17 protein-coding genes and 1 other RNA gene are annotated in these 14,781 nt (G+C 41.8%); 14 read left to right on the top strand and 4 right to left on the bottom strand.

The genetic code is table 11. From position 1 onward, the window contains the following. Positions 1–5: 5 nt before the first annotated feature. On the bottom strand, positions 6–641 hold the full coding sequence (gene recU, locus AAYR28_RS10180) for a Holliday junction resolvase RecU (RefSeq protein ID WP_034280474.1): 636 nt from the start codon (positions 639–641) through the stop codon (positions 6–8). A gap of 46 nt (positions 642–687) precedes the next feature. On the opposite strand from recU, the gene AAYR28_RS10175 reads away from it, so the two are divergent. Further along, entirely contained in the window at positions 688–1,644 is a 957-nt protein-coding gene (locus tag AAYR28_RS10175) for a DUF2515 domain-containing protein (RefSeq protein WP_061109278.1), read from the top strand. Between the two features lie 23 nt (positions 1,645–1,667). Here the strand turns inward: AAYR28_RS10175 and sspM are convergent, their stop codons facing one another. After that, positions 1,668–1,772, bottom strand: coding sequence for an acid-soluble spore protein SspM (gene sspM / locus AAYR28_RS10170; RefSeq protein ID WP_024422772.1), 105 nt, complete (start codon positions 1,770–1,772; stop codon positions 1,668–1,670). A gap of 197 nt (positions 1,773–1,969) precedes the next feature. On the opposite strand from sspM, the gene AAYR28_RS10165 reads away from it, so the two are divergent. From AAYR28_RS10165 to AAYR28_RS10155, 3 genes are all read left to right on the top strand, one after another. Next, positions 1,970–2,203 carry a DUF5446 family protein gene (locus AAYR28_RS10165; protein ID WP_224426684.1) on the top strand — a complete coding sequence of 78 codons (234 nt, stop codon included), beginning with the start codon at positions 1,970–1,972 and terminating at the stop codon, positions 2,201–2,203. Between the two features lie 49 nt (positions 2,204–2,252). Continuing rightward, on the top strand, positions 2,253–2,633 hold the full coding sequence (locus tag AAYR28_RS10160) for a YppE family protein (protein WP_224426683.1): 381 nt from the start codon (positions 2,253–2,255) through the stop codon (positions 2,631–2,633). A 107-nt stretch (positions 2,634–2,740) separates the two neighbouring features. Then, positions 2,741–3,202 (top strand): YppG family protein, encoded by a 462-nt coding sequence (locus tag AAYR28_RS10155; protein ID WP_034280480.1) that lies wholly within the window; start codon positions 2,741–2,743, stop codon positions 3,200–3,202. A gap of 20 nt (positions 3,203–3,222) precedes the next feature. Here the strand turns inward: AAYR28_RS10155 and AAYR28_RS10150 are convergent, their stop codons facing one another. Continuing rightward, positions 3,223–3,642, bottom strand: a complete 420-nt coding sequence (locus AAYR28_RS10150; protein ID WP_120208132.1) for an Hsp20/alpha crystallin family protein — start codon at positions 3,640–3,642, stop codon at positions 3,223–3,225. Between the two features lie 169 nt (positions 3,643–3,811). On the opposite strand from AAYR28_RS10150, the gene AAYR28_RS10145 reads away from it, so the two are divergent. Next, positions 3,812–4,318 carry a PTS sugar transporter subunit IIA gene (locus AAYR28_RS10145; RefSeq protein ID WP_120208331.1) on the top strand — a complete coding sequence of 169 codons (507 nt, stop codon included), beginning with the start codon at positions 3,812–3,814 and terminating at the stop codon, positions 4,316–4,318. Positions 4,319–4,375: 57 nt separating this feature from the next. On the opposite strand, the gene AAYR28_RS10140 is transcribed toward AAYR28_RS10145, so the two are convergent. Further along, on the bottom strand, positions 4,376–5,494 hold the full coding sequence (locus AAYR28_RS10140) for an NADH-dependent flavin oxidoreductase (protein ID WP_024428115.1): 1,119 nt from the start codon (positions 5,492–5,494) through the stop codon (positions 4,376–4,378). Positions 5,495–5,653: 159 nt separating this feature from the next. Here AAYR28_RS10140 and AAYR28_RS10135 point away from each other — a divergent pair, with 159 nt between their 5' ends. From AAYR28_RS10135 to AAYR28_RS10095, 9 genes are all read left to right on the top strand, one after another. Continuing rightward, a complete protein-coding gene (locus tag AAYR28_RS10135; protein WP_120208130.1) occupies positions 5,654–7,900 on the top strand; it encodes a DEAD/DEAH box helicase in 2,247 nt (748 codons plus the stop codon). A gap of 24 nt (positions 7,901–7,924) precedes the next feature. Beyond that, a complete protein-coding gene (locus tag AAYR28_RS10130) occupies positions 7,925–9,172 on the top strand; it encodes a ribonuclease H-like domain-containing protein (protein WP_120208128.1) in 1,248 nt (415 codons plus the stop codon). Positions 9,173–9,488: 316 nt separating this feature from the next. Beyond that, the gene (locus AAYR28_RS10125; RefSeq protein ID WP_080652975.1) at positions 9,489–9,725 is read left to right on the top strand and encodes a CotD family spore coat protein; all 237 of its coding nucleotides are present in this window, start codon (positions 9,489–9,491) and stop codon (positions 9,723–9,725) included. A 48-nt stretch (positions 9,726–9,773) separates the two neighbouring features. Further along, entirely contained in the window at positions 9,774–10,316 is a 543-nt protein-coding gene (locus tag AAYR28_RS10120; RefSeq protein ID WP_029706022.1) for a DUF1273 domain-containing protein, read from the top strand. 75 nt (positions 10,317–10,391) lie between these two features. Continuing rightward, positions 10,392–10,697, top strand: coding sequence for a cell division regulator GpsB (gpsB, locus tag AAYR28_RS10115; RefSeq protein WP_012010336.1), 306 nt, complete (start codon positions 10,392–10,394; stop codon positions 10,695–10,697). 60 nt (positions 10,698–10,757) lie between these two features. Further along, positions 10,758–11,144, top strand: an RNA gene (gene rnpB, locus AAYR28_RS10110) — RNase P RNA component class B. Between the two features lie 108 nt (positions 11,145–11,252). After that, entirely contained in the window at positions 11,253–12,407 is a 1,155-nt protein-coding gene (locus AAYR28_RS10105; protein ID WP_024428118.1) for a THUMP domain-containing class I SAM-dependent RNA methyltransferase, read from the top strand. A gap of 105 nt (positions 12,408–12,512) precedes the next feature. Next, complete coding sequence (locus AAYR28_RS10100) at positions 12,513–12,710, top strand: hypothetical protein (RefSeq protein ID WP_024428119.1); 198 nt, start codon at positions 12,513–12,515, stop codon at positions 12,708–12,710. A gap of 75 nt (positions 12,711–12,785) precedes the next feature. Then, a complete protein-coding gene (locus AAYR28_RS10095) occupies positions 12,786–14,723 on the top strand; it encodes an ATP-dependent DNA helicase (RefSeq protein WP_046311556.1) in 1,938 nt (645 codons plus the stop codon). The last annotated feature ends 58 nt before the right edge of the window (positions 14,724–14,781 follow it).

Here is a 14,781-nt window from a genome sequence, read left to right as displayed (position 1 = left end):
TCGTGTTAAACCTTTTTCGAACGTAATTGCTGCTTGCTTTCATCCGAAAAATGAAGTGTCTCCACTACTTTAATATAATCAATTCTTGGCGAATATCCAAGTGTCATTATGTGGCCAGCTTCCATTAATTCGTCTTTGCTAATGGATTTACGGCCATTTTTTTTCTGCCGCTCCCAGAAGAAAAAGAGATCTGAAGCGGGCAAATAATAAACGGAGCCAAAAGCGGATATAATAACGAAACAAATACCGCCTTGCTTTTCAACCTGTTTCATATGCTCAATTTGATGGTCGTGGAAATTTTTGAGCGGAAACGAGGTAGTGCTTTTGGTTTCCTTTGCTTCAAAATCGATATAGCGGCCTTTGTAAACCCCGTTATAGTCTGTTGTGGATGATTGTTTAAAATAGGCTTCTTTAATGACAGCAGCACTTCTTTTTGGATAATCCACATTCACAATTTGAACTGGGGTAGGCTTTTTATGAATGACTGCGATCCCGTTGACCAAATAGTATTGGTTTGTTTCATTTAAATCAGCCTCAAGCGTCATCCCGCGGTTACTATAAGAGGATTCGCCGCTGATTCTTTTTTTTGTCCCAATTTGTTGTATGGGCTGATACGATTTTCCGTTTGGATACCGAATCATCAAGTTTCAGCCTCCTTTTAATGCATTTTGTATTGGAGAGATCACCATGTTGTCCCAAGAAGAGCATATCATCACTCAGCAAATTTTGCGTGAAACGAAAGCAAAAAATAAAGACAACCTGACGAGGACAAATGCCTACAAGCGCTTTTATGACCGGCATCCAGAGATGAAATGGTCGCTGCTCGCTTCCTTTGTCTCGAGAAATGCTGGGTGGTCCATGACGGATTTAAAAGGCGAGCTCTTCCATCCAGGTTTAACGGATCAGCAGGGGCACCTTTTTTTCACAGCATATGAAAGAGCGAATTGGCTGATCTTTTCGGATGCTTACCCTCAGCTTCTTTTGTACGAATGGTCTAAGCGATGCAGTAAACCTTTGTTTCATCTGCTTCCTTATTTCTCCGTGTCTCGTTTTATGAGCGCTGAGTGGGAACGCTTCTGGCTAAAGCGTGACACAGAGCGTCTGCTTTATGCACTCATCATAAATGAACAATATACTATACAATCTCCTATTATACAAAATCCTCTTCTGAAAAAGAATGTTTTTCACTCGATTCAATATCTTTTCAGCGAGTGGGGACATTTCCAAACCGTTGTTTTTCCAACGGTGGACGGGCATTTGTACGGCTTAACCATACGGAAGTTTTCCAATGTAAAGGATCGCATTACATTAGGTAAAAAACTAGCGAAACTATTATTTCGAGCCGATTTGTTTTCGGATTTTTATCATTTTTTGCATACCGTTCCGCATACGGGGTCTCGGTTTGATTTTGAACCGTTTTTAGGGATCGCTAGAAGGTCAACACCTTTTCTTCGGACGGTTTATCCGGTGATGACACATTCATTAGACGATCAAAGGGAAGATTGGTTTCAAAAGAAATTGAGTCCATCTTTATTTGAGGCAGAGCCGCTGCCAAAGCAGATTGAGCTGACCGACTGGTATTTTCATAAAAAAAGACAGCTTCGTTTTCTTTTCTCATTAGAGCACTATTTTTTGCATAAATAAAAAGCAGGAGGTGCCTGCTTTTTTTACGTAGATGGACGATTAGGACCGCCGAGCTTTTTATCCAGCTGATCTGGACTGTTTTCTTTCCCTTTTGGCTTTTGCTCTTTTGGTGCTGGCTGCTTTTTCATGAAATCTACCTCCTTTTGTCTTTAGAATTTACACAATCGGACGCAATCATACAAAGAAGGACAAGCATCTGTCGAAAAGGAAGAAATAGCGCTTATCTACACTTAGATTGGCGATTTGCTTCTAGTTTTGTCATGTGTGAAGGAGGGTGAGAAAGAAAAGAGAATGTAACGAGAGACGATAAAGGAGGAATCTGATGATGAGCGAATTTGTATCAAAAGAATCCATTATGCAGTTGTTAGAGGAAATCGAGCGAAAAATTGATGCGGTAGAGGAAGAGCTGTCTCTTGCTGTGAAGCAGACGAAACGTGCAGCGATAGAAGAGCAAGAACAAATGATTGACCGGCTTGAATCAGAAGTAAAGGACTGTGAAGTGAAGCTTCATGCAGCCGAGTATAAACTGGCAGCAAGACCGGCATATCACGCCGGATAGCCTTTCTATTTGAGCAATAGGTAAACGTTTGATAGGATGGTTCATAGAGGTGAACACTTTGGATAATCAAACATTACTTGAACATACACAAAACTTGAGAATATGGATCGAAGAAGCGTATGAGCAGTACCAAAAGGGAAAGGCTGAAGAGGAGTACCCATCGTATGATTTTTATACGGATATTCAGCCGGCCGTTGTTACATTTGATCAGAAAATGGAGGAGTGGCTCACCGCTGCCATCTCGTTTATTGAGCAGGCCAAACCTAGATATTTACACCAAGAACAGCTTGAAGCCGTAAAAGAAAATGGAAAAGAGGTTGTCCTGCAATCTTATTTTGGTAAACAGCACGCACCCCGTGTAAAAAATTTAGTTGAGTCAGTGGTTTACACTCTGAACCTTTTAATAGAAGAAATCAAAAAGCGCAGCTAAAGAATGATGCTGCGTTTTTCTTATGGCTTCTTTAGGCACATCTTCTGCTCTTGGTCATAATATATGAGTGACATCAATATGTGTTGAGAGCGAGAGGAGCGAGATAGATGTTCCCTTATTCAAACCAGCAGCCTTATGAATTCAATCAATTCAAGCAAAGGCCTTTTCCGTATCCAGAGATGCAGCAGCAGCCTCCGCAGCCTCCAGACTATTTCATGCCGCCGTATCAAGGTGGAGGGGGAATGAATCAGGCACCATCTACTGTTTATCAGCCGCCTTATGGATACCAAGAAAACGTGCCGCCTTTACAGCCGCCTGAAGCGATGAATCCACCCCAAATGCAGCAGCCTCCAGGCATGATGCCCATGCAGCCGCCTATGAACCCTTATCCATTGCCAAGGCCGCAAAAACAGCAGCCATCTCAATTTAAAAGTGTGCTGTCACAATTCAAAAAAACGAATGGGCAATACGATTTTAACAAAATGTTTGATACAGCTGGCCAAATGATGAGTACAATGAATCAAGTAGGCTCATTGGCGAAAGGATTTACAAGCATTTTTAAAGCATAGCTAAAACCCAATAGATTGATCTATTGGGTTGTTTGCTTTGGCGCAGACACATGAAGCGATTGATCTTTCCACACACTCTTCATTTTCGTTTCATCTATTTTTGCCGGCATTAAAATGGTTTTGGTAAAGCTTGAATACGAAGAAGTCGTATCTGTTTTGATTTTTTCCTGTACTGATAAGTGTAAATATTGGGCTTTTACTTCTAGCGCAATGTCTCCTTCGACAAAATGGTCTGGAAATTGAATCTCGATATACACATTCTGTTCATCCTCTGTCACACCGGTCATAATGGATGCAAGTGAATGCGATGTGGTCATGAGTGCCTCTGCACTATTTAATATCTTGTGAAACGGGGAGGATGCAAAAAATTGTTCAATCGCTTCATATAGCATATCTTCATTTGCCAGCATTTCATGTTTTTTCTCGCCTTCATGTTTCATCTGAATCACCTCTCATCTACAGCCTATGCAGAGGGGGCTCAGGCGGTTATCAATTGATGAGAGGAAAAAATTATGATTAAATAGTGTTGAATGAAGCAAGGTGTATGGGCGTAAAGTTTCATACACGAAATAGATTTAAGAAGCAAAGCTTGAAGGGAGCAAATTGACATTGCTGAAAAAATTATTCGGTTTCGGAAAAAACCAAGATGATCTAAAGGAAGAAGTCATTTATTCTCCAGTTGATGGAGAGTTAATGGATATGACTGATGTACCAGATCCCGTCTTTTCTCAAAAGATGATGGGAGACGGCGTAGCAGTAAAACCAAAAAGTGGGACGATTGTGTCACCAGTAGAGGGTGAAATCATTCAGCTCTTCCATACAAAACATGCAATTGGCATTCGAACACTCTCGGGGCTTGAGCTTCTGATTCATATCGGACTTGAAACAGTTGGGTTAAATGGTGAAGGATTTGAAGCCCACATGAAAGAAGGGGATAAAGTGAAAATCGGTGATCCTCTTATTACATGTGATTTAGAACTGATTGAAGAGAAAGCATCAAGTACAGTAACACCTATTGTGATTATGAATGGTGACCTTATCGAACGACTTGATAAAGAACCAAAAGGCTCTGTAGAAAAGCAGATGTCCAAGCTCTTTACAGTGAAAATGAAATAATCCATGAATAGAAAAAACTACCCACTGACAGGGTAGTTTTTTATCGTGCTGAGGACATTAATCCTCCATCGGAACCCAGCCTTGACTTGCTTCCATGACAGACCACAATCCTTCTGGAATGAGATACTTGTCTTTTTGGCTGCGTTTAATGACGGTTTCAATCTCTTGTTCTCTGCCTTCTTTAATCTTCTTAGCCCAATCTGGGTCGACGATCAGCTCTCGTGCGACAGCGATGAGAGGAATCCCTTGATTGTAAGCATGGAGTGCATCTTCAGCTGTAATGACACTGCCTACTCCAATAAGCGGAAGAGCATCGCCGCAGCGTTCTTTTAGCAGTTCCATACGAGTTTTATTAGAATCTGCGCCTCGTCTTGCTTTAGAGCCAATCTCCATTAGAGAGATATGCAAATAATCGAGGCTTTTTGTTTTGAGAACATCCACTAATGTAAACGTCTCTGTCATTGTTAAACCAGGTGTTTCTGGTTCTTCAGGAGATAACCGGTATCCAAAGATAAACGGTTTAGCCGCATGTTCTTTGATGGCCTCTTTAACTGCATCTACAACAGCAATAGGGAAAGCTAGACGTTTTTCTTCATTTCCTCCCCATTGATCTGTACGCTGATTGCTATGCGGTGAGTAAAATTGCTGTAATAAATAACCGTTTGCTCCGTGAATTTCCACGCCGTCAAACCCTGCTTGAACCGCTCGTCTTGCCGCTTCTTTAAAGGAGTCGATAATATGCGTAATTTCCTCTTCTTTTAAAGCGCGTGCAATTTGTTTTCCATCTTTAAACACATCACTTGGCGCAACCACATCACCGTTTGGAACTAAATGAGGGAGAGCCTGAGAGCCGCCGTGATGAATTTGAATGATGGCTTTTGTTCCTTTTGCCTGGATAGCTGAAGCCAGTTTTTTCAGGCCTGGGATATCTTCATCTCTTGCGATAGAAGGCTGTCCTTCAAATGCCTTCCCATCTGGAGTCACATTCGCACATGCTGTAATCACCATGCCCATTTCACTTGATCTAGCTGTAATGAAGTCAATTTCGTCTTTTGAAATGGTGCCGTCATCATGAGAACCGAAGTGTGTCATTGGAGCAACCACTAACCGGCCATCAATAGAGGCGCCTCCTGGAAACGTAAATGGTTCAAATAAAGGCTTAAATTCGTTTTTCAATCTGATCATCTTCTTCCTTGATAAAATCATTTCACTTTAGAAGTGTAATAGATACTGTTACAACAGTTCAAAGTATTTGCTCATAAGTCTCCATCAAAAAATTGCCGCCTAGTCATGCAAACAAATATTCGGTACACTAGAATGAGAGGTGGACGCAATATGAAAAAGAAAACAATGAACGAACTGATAGAAGAATTAAAGAAAGACGAACAGGTAGAACATTGGCATGAAATTGAAGCAAAGCCTGCACAGACCTCACCCGTTCCTGAAAGAGTGGACGACAGGCTAAAAAAGGCGCTTGAAAAACGAGGCGTGAAAGAGTTGTATATTCATCAAAAAGAAGCCTTTGAACGAGTAATGAATGGTGAGCATGTAGTAACGGTTACACCAACAGCTTCAGGTAAAACGCTTTGCTACAATCTGCCTGTTCTTCAGTCGATCGCAGAAGACCAGACAAACCGCTCTCTTTATTTATTCCCAACAAAAGCGCTCGCGCAGGATCAAAAGAGTGAACTTAACGAGATCATCCACGAGATGGATGTTCCGATTCATAGTGAAACATATGACGGGGATACCTCCCCGGCCATTCGGCAGCGAGTCAGACAAGCAGGACATATTGTTATCACAAACCCAGATATGCTGCATTCAGCTATTTTGCCTCATCATACGAAATGGGTCAGTTTATTTGAGAATTTGAAGTATATTGTCATTGATGAGCTTCATACATATCGAGGCGTATTTGGCAGTCATGTGGCTAATGTGATTCGCAGGTTAAAACGTATTTGTGCATTTTATGGAAGTGATCCGATTTTCATTTGTACTTCAGCAACGATTGCAAATCCAAAAGAGCTGGCGCAGCAGCTCACAGGGAGCAAAGTGCATCTTATTGAACGAAACGGAGCGCCCAGCGGTAAAAAGAATTTTGTGTTTTATAACCCGCCAGTGGTGAATAAACCATTAAATATTAGACAAAGCGCTGCCACTGTCGTCAACCAATTGGCTAAAACATTTTTAAAAGAAAAAATTCAAACGATCGTTTTTGCTAGAAGCAGAGTACGAGTAGAAGTGATTTTAAGTCATATTCAAGAGCTTGTGAAAAAAGAAATCGGTCCAAAATCGATTCGCGGGTATCGCGGAGGCTATTTGCCAAAAGAGCGGCGCGTGATTGAAAAGGGGTTAAGAGAAGGAGACATTCTAGGTGTCGTCAGCACGAACGCACTAGAATTAGGGGTAGATATAGGTCAGCTAAAGGTATGCATTATGACGGGGTATCCTGGCAGTGTAGCGAGTACATGGCAGCAGGCAGGACGTGCTGGAAGGCGTCATGAGGAGGCGCTTATTATCATGGTGGCAAGCTCCTCACCCCTTGATCAATATATTGTCAGACACCCTGAATATTTCTTTAATAGACCGCCTGAAGCAGCCAGAATCAATCCTGAAAATCTCATTATTTTAGTGGATCATCTAAAATGTGCTTCCTACGAGCTGCCATTTCGGACGGATGAACAGTTTGGCGGCATGGAAGTAGAAGACATTTTGCAATACTTACATGAGGAAGGGGTTCTTCATTTTAGCGGGAACCGGTATTATTGGTCAGATCAATCGTTCCCAGCGCATGGCATCAGCCTGCGGTCTGCAAGTCAGGAAAATGTGGTGATTGTGGATCAATCCGACGTAGCGAATGTCCGGATTATTGGAGAGATGGATCGATTCAGTGCAATGACATTGCTGCATGATGAAGCGATTTATTTACACGAAGGGGTTCAGTATCAAGTAGAAAAGCTAGATTACGAGCATTTGAAGGCTTATGTGAAACAGGTGGATGTAGAATACTATACAGATGCTAATTTAGCTGTTCAGCTCAAGGTGCTTGAAATCGATCAGACGACAGAGAAAGAAGCGGTATCTGTTCACTACGGTGATGTGACTGTCAACGCAATGCCTACGATATTTAAGAAAATCCGTCTGAGTACTGGTGAAAATATCGGGTCTGGACCGATTCACTTACCGGAAGAAGAAATTCATACGAGTGCGGCTTGGTTTGAATTACACGAGGCAGAGCGGAGATTTGAAGAGAAGACACTTGAACAGCTCCTGCTTGGCATCGCAAATGTTCTTCAGCACATTGTACCTGCTTTTGTGATGTGTGACCGCTCAGATATTCATGTTGTTTCACAAATTAAAGCGGCACATACCGGTAAACCGACAGTCTTTTTATATGACCACTACCCTGGCGGAATCGGCTTAAGCAAAGAAGTCCAAGCTCGTTTCGATGAAATAGCAGGTGCAGCCATTCAGCTGATAGAGCGGTGCCGCTGTGAGAACGGCTGTCCATCCTGCATTGGCATGGAAATGAAAGAGGTGAGCGGAAAAAGCAGCATTGTTGAATTGATGTCTGCATTTTAAGAGGAAGGAGGAAGATACCTACTCATGTCTTTAAAAGGGAAATTAAATCGAATGAAGAAGCACCTATCGCACAACCAGCCAAACGAAAAACGTCAAAAAACAGTGGAAGGGCAGCCTCAGCCTGTGACGGCCGAAAACATTCCATTTTTAAAGGAATGGGAGCAATTGGGTGCAGCTCCTTATCACTTTGAGGATTCCTTTTGTCTCATTCGAGAAGTCACCTATTCATTAGATGATAAGCATGGACTCTACTCGTTTGCGGAACTGCCAAAGGTCATCGAGGCATGGAACAAAAGCAGCATCCAGCATTCTCTATCGGCTAAAGGTTACAAGCCGCATGAACTGTTTTTCTTTGATACAGAAACAACTGGATTATCTGGCGGAACGGGAAATATGATCTTCTTGCTAGGACATGCGCGGGTTTTTACTGACAAAGTAGTGGTGAAACAGCACCTGCTCACAAATCCGGGAAATGAAGCGGCTCTTTATAAAAGTTTTCTCGATGAAGTGAACGTAGAATCACTCGTTACATATAATGGAAAATCATTCGATTGGCCGCAAGTGAAAACGAGACATACTTTGCTGCGAGATCAAATCCCTGCGCTTCCAGAGTTTGGCCACTTTGATCTTCTGCATGGGTCAAGACGATTGTGGAAGCATAAATATGAACGAATGGCGCTGTCTGTGGTTGAAAAAGAAGAGCTGCACGTCCACCGGGAAGGCGACACACCGGGTTTTTTAGCACCGATGATCTATTTTCACTTTTTAAAGGAACAAAAACCGAAGCTCATCGAAGGGATTTTGACTCATAATGAATTAGACGTCCTTTCGTTAATCAGCCTTTACATCCATCTATCCAAAAAAATTCTATCTATGGATGCGGTAAAGGAACATGATGAGAAATATGCGCTGGCTAGGTGGCATCTTGCGCATCGTGATGTACAGGAAGCTACGAAGCATTTGCGGGAATTAACAGGTGCTGATTTTGAACATGCCAATCAGGCGGCTTTTGATCTCTCATTACAATATAAACGGCTAAACGAGTGGGATGAAGCAGTTCGAATTTGGGAAACATTATTTGAATCAAGTGATGTCCATTTGGCATTAAAAGCAGGTATAGAGCTTGCGAAGTGTAAAGAGCATCGCCAAAAAGATGCAAGGTCAGCTCTTTCCATCACGGAATCTTTATTATCTTTCTCATCGTTAAGCGAGCGAGACACAAAAGAGCTTGAGAAGCGGAAAAAACGGCTATTGAGAAAAGCTGGGCAATGAAATAATATTACCCGGGAAAGCGCAAAAAATGACAACGTTCGGCTCTCGGCCGAAAATAAAAATTGTTTAGCACTTTTATTGTAGAAAGTCCGCGAATCCTGTAAAATAACGTTAGATATTGAATGAGGAGCGTATAGCATGTATAAGGGTCTTTTCTACTTGTTTTTTCTTGTGGTCATTTTGGTCGCTTTTGTGTTTTCAAACTATAAAGATATTTTTCTTGCCAACTTTTAAAATAGGTTAATGCATTAGTACATGTACACCTCTTGATTCATACATTGATAATGTAAGAAAATAAAGGAGAGGGGAATGCTACATGTACCATCATCATCATTGCCATCCGAATGTTACACAGCCAATTGTTCATCCGACGAATCATTGCTGTACACACAGCGAGTCAACAACAATTGTGCCGCATATCCACCCGCAGCATGTGACAAATGTTCACCACCATAATTTCAAACATGTTCACTACTTCCCGCATACGTTTTCTCAGGTGGACCCGACAACACATCAACACTTTAACTGCGGTGGACCTTGCTGTAACAGATAAAGTGAATGGGACTTTTATAAGTCCCATTTTTTAAAAGCAGGTGAAAAAATGAAAATTATTGCTGTCACAGGGTACAAGCCGTTTGAGCTTGGGATATTCAAACAAGACGAGCCTGCACTTCAATACATAAAAGCGGAGCTTCAAAAAAGGCTGACAGCCCTTATCGAAGAAGGTCTGGAATGGGTGCTCATATCAGGGCAGCTTGGGGCAGAAATTTGGACAGCCGAAGTGGTGTTTGAGCTTCAGGAGGAATATCCAGCGTTAAAACTTGCAGTCATTACGCCATTTTATGAACAGGAAGAGCGCTGGAATGAACAAAACAAAGAGTTGTATGAAGGAATTCTTGCACAGGCCGATTTTGTAGAAAGTGTCACGCATAGACCGTACGAAAGTCCGGCACAATTTAAACAAAAGAATCGCTTTTTTATTGAAAAAACAGATGGTCTTCTCGTCTTATATGATCCCGAGCATGAGGGATCGCCGAAGTATATGATCAGGGAGGCGGAAGCCTATACCGATTACCCCATTATGTACATCACGATGGATGATCTAAGAGCGCAGGTTGAGGCGGAAGATCCGTTTTTTGATTAAAAGCAAGAGAAAATTTGACAACGTCACGTATTTCTGAAAAAATATACTATGAATTCACGATATGAGGTGAAAAAGATGCTTGCTGATAAAGTAAAGCTTTCTGCGAAAGAAATTTTAGAAAAAGAATTTAAAACAGGTGTCAGAGGGTACAAACAAGAAGAAGTCGATAAATTTTTAGATATGGTCATTAAAGACTATGAGACATTCAACCAAGAAATCGAAAAACTTCAACAAGAAAACCTCCACTTGTCAAAACAGCTTGAAGAAGCTGTTGAACAAGGGAAAAGACAGCCTGCACAGTCTAATACAACAAACTTTGATATTTTAAAAAGACTATCGAACCTTGAGAAACACGTTTTCGGCAGCAAACTTTATGATTGAGTCTTGCTGAAAAAGCTTGTGTCAGATGTCATTGTCGTTTATAATAACGCTTATTGATTAACGTTCGGGTAATCGCTGTAATGCTATTTAGTGCATTGCAGAGGAAAGTCCATGCTCGCACGGTGCTGAGATGCCCGTAGTGTTCGTGCCTGGCGAAAAAATAAGCCAGGGCAGCCTGGGAAAGGCTGACGGCAGGAAAAATGCCTACGTCCTTTTTAGGATATGGCAAAGTATCCTTGAAAGTGCCACAGTGACGAAGTCTCACTAGAAATGGTGAGAGTGGAACGCGGTAAACCCCTCGAGCGAGAAACCCAAACTTGGTAGGGGAACTTTCTCAAAGGAACCAAACGGAGAGAAGGACAGAGAATTCTGTAGATAGATGATTACCACCTGAGTACGAGGCATTTGCCGTTTGCAGTACGATGGAACAAAACATGGCTTACAGAACGTTAAATCCGTTATCATAAACATGATGAAACAAAGCTCTCCTATTTCAACATATGGAGAGCTTTTATCTTGAATACATAAAAGGACGAGAAAACAGGTGATAAATCAATGAAAACCTATACACTCATCGCAACAGCTCCAATGGGAATTGAAGCAATTGTTGCAAAAGAAGTAAGAGACCTTGGCTATGAGTGCACAGTCGACAACGGAAAAGTGATTTTCAAGGGGGATGCTCTTGCCATTTGCCGTGCAAACCTTTGGCTGCGTACAGCAGACCGGATCAAGGTACAAGTTGCTGAATTTTCGGCAAAAACATTTGATGAGCTTTTTGAACAAACGAAAGCGATTGACTGGGCCGCTTTTTTACCAAAAAACAGTACGTTTCCTGTCATCGGGAAATCTGTGAAATCTCAGCTTGCCAGTGTGCCTGACTGCCAGCGCATCGTCAAAAAAGCCATCGCTCAAAAGCTTAAATCCTCCTACAACATTCAGTCTGAATGGCTTGAAGAGACGGGACCTGAATATAAAATCGAGATCGCTCTTTTAAAAGATAAAGCGGTTCTTACGCTTGATACATCTGGTGTAGGTCTTCATAAACGCGGATACCGCATGGATCAAGGCGGAGCACCTATTAAAGAAACGCTTGCTGCTGCGCTCGTCTTATTAACGAACTGGACACCTGACCGTCCGTTTGTTGATCCTTTCTGCGGATCAGGAACAATCGCCATAGAAGCAGCGATGATAGGACAAAACATTGCCCCAGGATTTAACCGGGATTTTGCGTCTGAATCATGGGAATGGATCGGTGAAGACGTATGGAACAAAGCGCGTGTGGAAGTCGAAGAAAAAGCAAACTATGATCAGCCGCTCCGCATTATCGCAAGTGACATCGACCATCGTATGGTGGACATCGCAAAAATGAATGCAGAAGAAGCAGGACTGAGTGAACTGATTGAGTTCAAACAAATGCAAGTAAAAGACTTTCAAACAAAAGAAGAGTACGGTGTGATTGTTGGAAATCCTCCTTATGGTGAACGACTGAGTGATAAACCAGCTGTTGAAAAAATGTATCAAGGAATGGGTGAAGCGTTTAAGAACCTAGATACATGGTCCATTTACATCTTAACGTCACACGAAAAATTCGAAGAGTGCTTCGGAAGAAAAGCGACGAAAAAGAGAAAGCTGTTTAATGGATTTATTAAAACAGACTATTATCAATATTGGGGAAAACGCCCGCCTAGAAAGCAACCAACCGAATCGTAATAAATGGCCGCACCGAAAGAAGGTGCGGCTTTTTTATGCTGAAAAGGTATAACTACTCGCGTGGCGGAATAAACTGAACTTGATTTTAAAAAAAGAGGTGTCTTCATGATTCATTATGATCAAATTCAGTTAATCCAAAAAGCACTCAATTCGACTGCTCAAGAAATAGAAGGGCATGAAGGTGGACAATCTGCTCAGCTTACGGCAGCCATCGAAGATTTGGCGCTGGCTCAGGCATACATAGAACGTTCTGAGCATGCATTTTTAATGAAGGAAAGCTATCAACATCGCCTGCGCTCATAAAAAAAGATTGTTTTTCCCCAGCGTAAATGGTACTATTGAATGTCTGAATGATTCAAAAGTTGGGGGTTGAAGCAGGTGACAGCATCTCGTTTGCCTTTTTCATTATCAAAAGAACACAATTTTTACGAAGAACTGGGCAACTGGATTGGTGATGTGTTTTATGACATTTTGCCAGAAAAGGGCTTTGATCTTCGAGATGAACAAATATTTATGGCTTTTCAACTAGAAAGAGCCTTTAAAGAAAAAAGTGTGATGTTTGCCGAAGCTGGGGTAGGCACAGGCAAAACTATCGTCTATCTATTATTTGCCGTCACATATGCAAGGTATACAGGGAAGCCTGCGATTATTGCATGTGCAGACGAAACGTTAATTGAACAGCTCGTTAAACAAGAAGGTGATATCTATAAAATTGCCAATCACCTTGATATTCAAATAGATGCGAGATTAAGTAAATCGCATGATCAATATTTATGCTTAAAGAAGCTGGAGAAAACGATGCAGCGTGAAGATGATGAAAAGTGGCTCGATATTTATGAATCACTGCCTTCATTTGTTCATGAATCACATGGCATGCAAACCTTTTATCCGTATGGCGATCGAAAAGAGTATCCGGAGTTATCAAATGATGAATGGTCACGAATTGGCTATGACTCGTTTCAGGACTGTCTGACGTGCGATATGCGTCATCGCTGTGGTTTGAATTTATCAAGAGATCATTACCGGAAAGCGACAGATCTCATCATCTGTTCACATGATTTTTACATGGAGCATGTGTGGACGAAGGAATCCCGGAAACGTGAGGGCCAGCTTCCGCTGCTTCCTGAGCATAGCTCCGTCGTATTTGATGAGGGACATCTTCTCGAGTTTGCCGCACAAAAAGCGTTAACGTACCGAGTGAAGCAATCAACGCTCGAAACATTTTTGGAACGTCTTTTGCAAAACGACATACGCGAAGAATTTGCAGAGCTTGTTGAAGATGCACTTGCAACAAACGATGAGTTCTTTTATCTCTTAAAAACACATGCCAAAGAAGTCAAAGGCTCGCACCGGCTTGAAATTGGGCGTGTCGATGAGGTGAAGCGTTCTGCAAGTGAATTGTGTGACTTGCTTGAAAAAATCGGAGAAGCGCTCGTGTTTGAATCTGAGATGTATACAATCGATCAATACGAATTATCTGTTGTGGAAGAATACATTGAACAAATGGCGTATTCTTTATCGCTTTATCAAAAAAATGCCATTAGCTGGCTGGAAAAACAGGAATTAGATACAACATTTGTTGTGATGCCAAAGACGGTTGCAGAGGTGCTTGGCGAAAAAGTATTCTCGCAAAAAAGACCATATATTTTCTCTTCCGCTACATTGTCTGAGAATCAATCCTTTGATTATTTAGCTGAAAGTCTTGGGATTAAAGATTACTTATCAATGAGTGTCGCTTCGCCGTATGATTACGATGAACAAATGAAGATTTATTTCCATGGAATTCAGCAGCTCGCTGAGCAAGAGGCAAAAGCACAGCAAGTGATGACTCAGCTGAAAGAAAATGGAGGACGATCTCTGATTCTCTTCCCTTCATTTGATGAACTTCATTTCTTTAGAAAACAGCTTGAAGCATCAAATGAATCACTGCCGTTTGACGTATATTTTGAGGGAGACGAGGAAATCAGCACGATTGTTCAAAAGTTCCAAGCAGATGAAACATCCGTGTTATGCTCTGTTCATCTGTGGGAAGGGCTTGATATTCCAGGTCAATCATTAACGAATGTGATCATCTGGGGACTTCCTTATCCGCCGCATGATCCGGTATTTGAAGCGAAACGGAATGAAGCAAAGGATGCACATGCTGAAGTTGACCTTCCGTATATGCTGCTTCGCTTACGCCAAGGTATCGGAAGACTGATCCGGACAAGCCAAGACGCAGGAAGCATTCATATTTACTTTGATCGTAAAGAAGATACTAAGCTTCAAAGTAAAATTGAATCCGTCCTGCCAGTGAAGCCCATCATCACATCTTAAATAGCTGAAAACTTGCAAATGAGGAGGATACCACGGTGTATCCTCCTTTTTCATTGAC

It is taken from the genome of Bacillus safensis (genome assembly GCF_039619585.1).
GTDB classification, from domain to species: Bacteria; Bacillota; Bacilli; order Bacillales; family Bacillaceae; genus Bacillus; species Bacillus safensis.
Note: the sequence above shows the minus strand (reverse complement) of the source record. Positions and strands in the feature narration are given on the sequence as shown.

Coding starts and splice junctions, on each gene's coding strand:
- recU (WP_034280474.1), bottom strand. CDS start 641: ATGATTCGGTATCCAAACGGAAAATCGTATCAGCCCATACAACAAATT.
- AAYR28_RS10175 (WP_061109278.1), top strand. CDS start 688: ATGTTGTCCCAAGAAGAGCATATCATCACTCAGCAAATTTTGCGTGAA.
- sspM (WP_024422772.1), bottom strand. CDS start 1,772: ATGAAAAAGCAGCCAGCACCAAAAGAGCAAAAGCCAAAAGGGAAAGAA.
- AAYR28_RS10165 (WP_224426684.1), top strand. CDS start 1,970: ATGAGCGAATTTGTATCAAAAGAATCCATTATGCAGTTGTTAGAGGAA.
- AAYR28_RS10155 (WP_034280480.1), top strand. CDS start 2,741: ATGTTCCCTTATTCAAACCAGCAGCCTTATGAATTCAATCAATTCAAG.
- AAYR28_RS10150 (WP_120208132.1), bottom strand. CDS start 3,642: ATGAAACATGAAGGCGAGAAAAAACATGAAATGCTGGCAAATGAAGAT.
- AAYR28_RS10135 (WP_120208130.1), top strand. CDS start 5,654: ATGAAAAAGAAAACAATGAACGAACTGATAGAAGAATTAAAGAAAGAC.
- AAYR28_RS10130 (WP_120208128.1), top strand. CDS start 7,925: ATGTCTTTAAAAGGGAAATTAAATCGAATGAAGAAGCACCTATCGCAC.
- AAYR28_RS10125 (WP_080652975.1), top strand. CDS start 9,489: ATGTACCATCATCATCATTGCCATCCGAATGTTACACAGCCAATTGTT.
- AAYR28_RS10120 (WP_029706022.1), top strand. CDS start 9,774: ATGAAAATTATTGCTGTCACAGGGTACAAGCCGTTTGAGCTTGGGATA.
- gpsB (WP_012010336.1), top strand. CDS start 10,392: ATGCTTGCTGATAAAGTAAAGCTTTCTGCGAAAGAAATTTTAGAAAAA.
- AAYR28_RS10105 (WP_024428118.1), top strand. CDS start 11,253: ATGAAAACCTATACACTCATCGCAACAGCTCCAATGGGAATTGAAGCA.
- AAYR28_RS10100 (WP_024428119.1), top strand. CDS start 12,513: ATGATTCATTATGATCAAATTCAGTTAATCCAAAAAGCACTCAATTCG.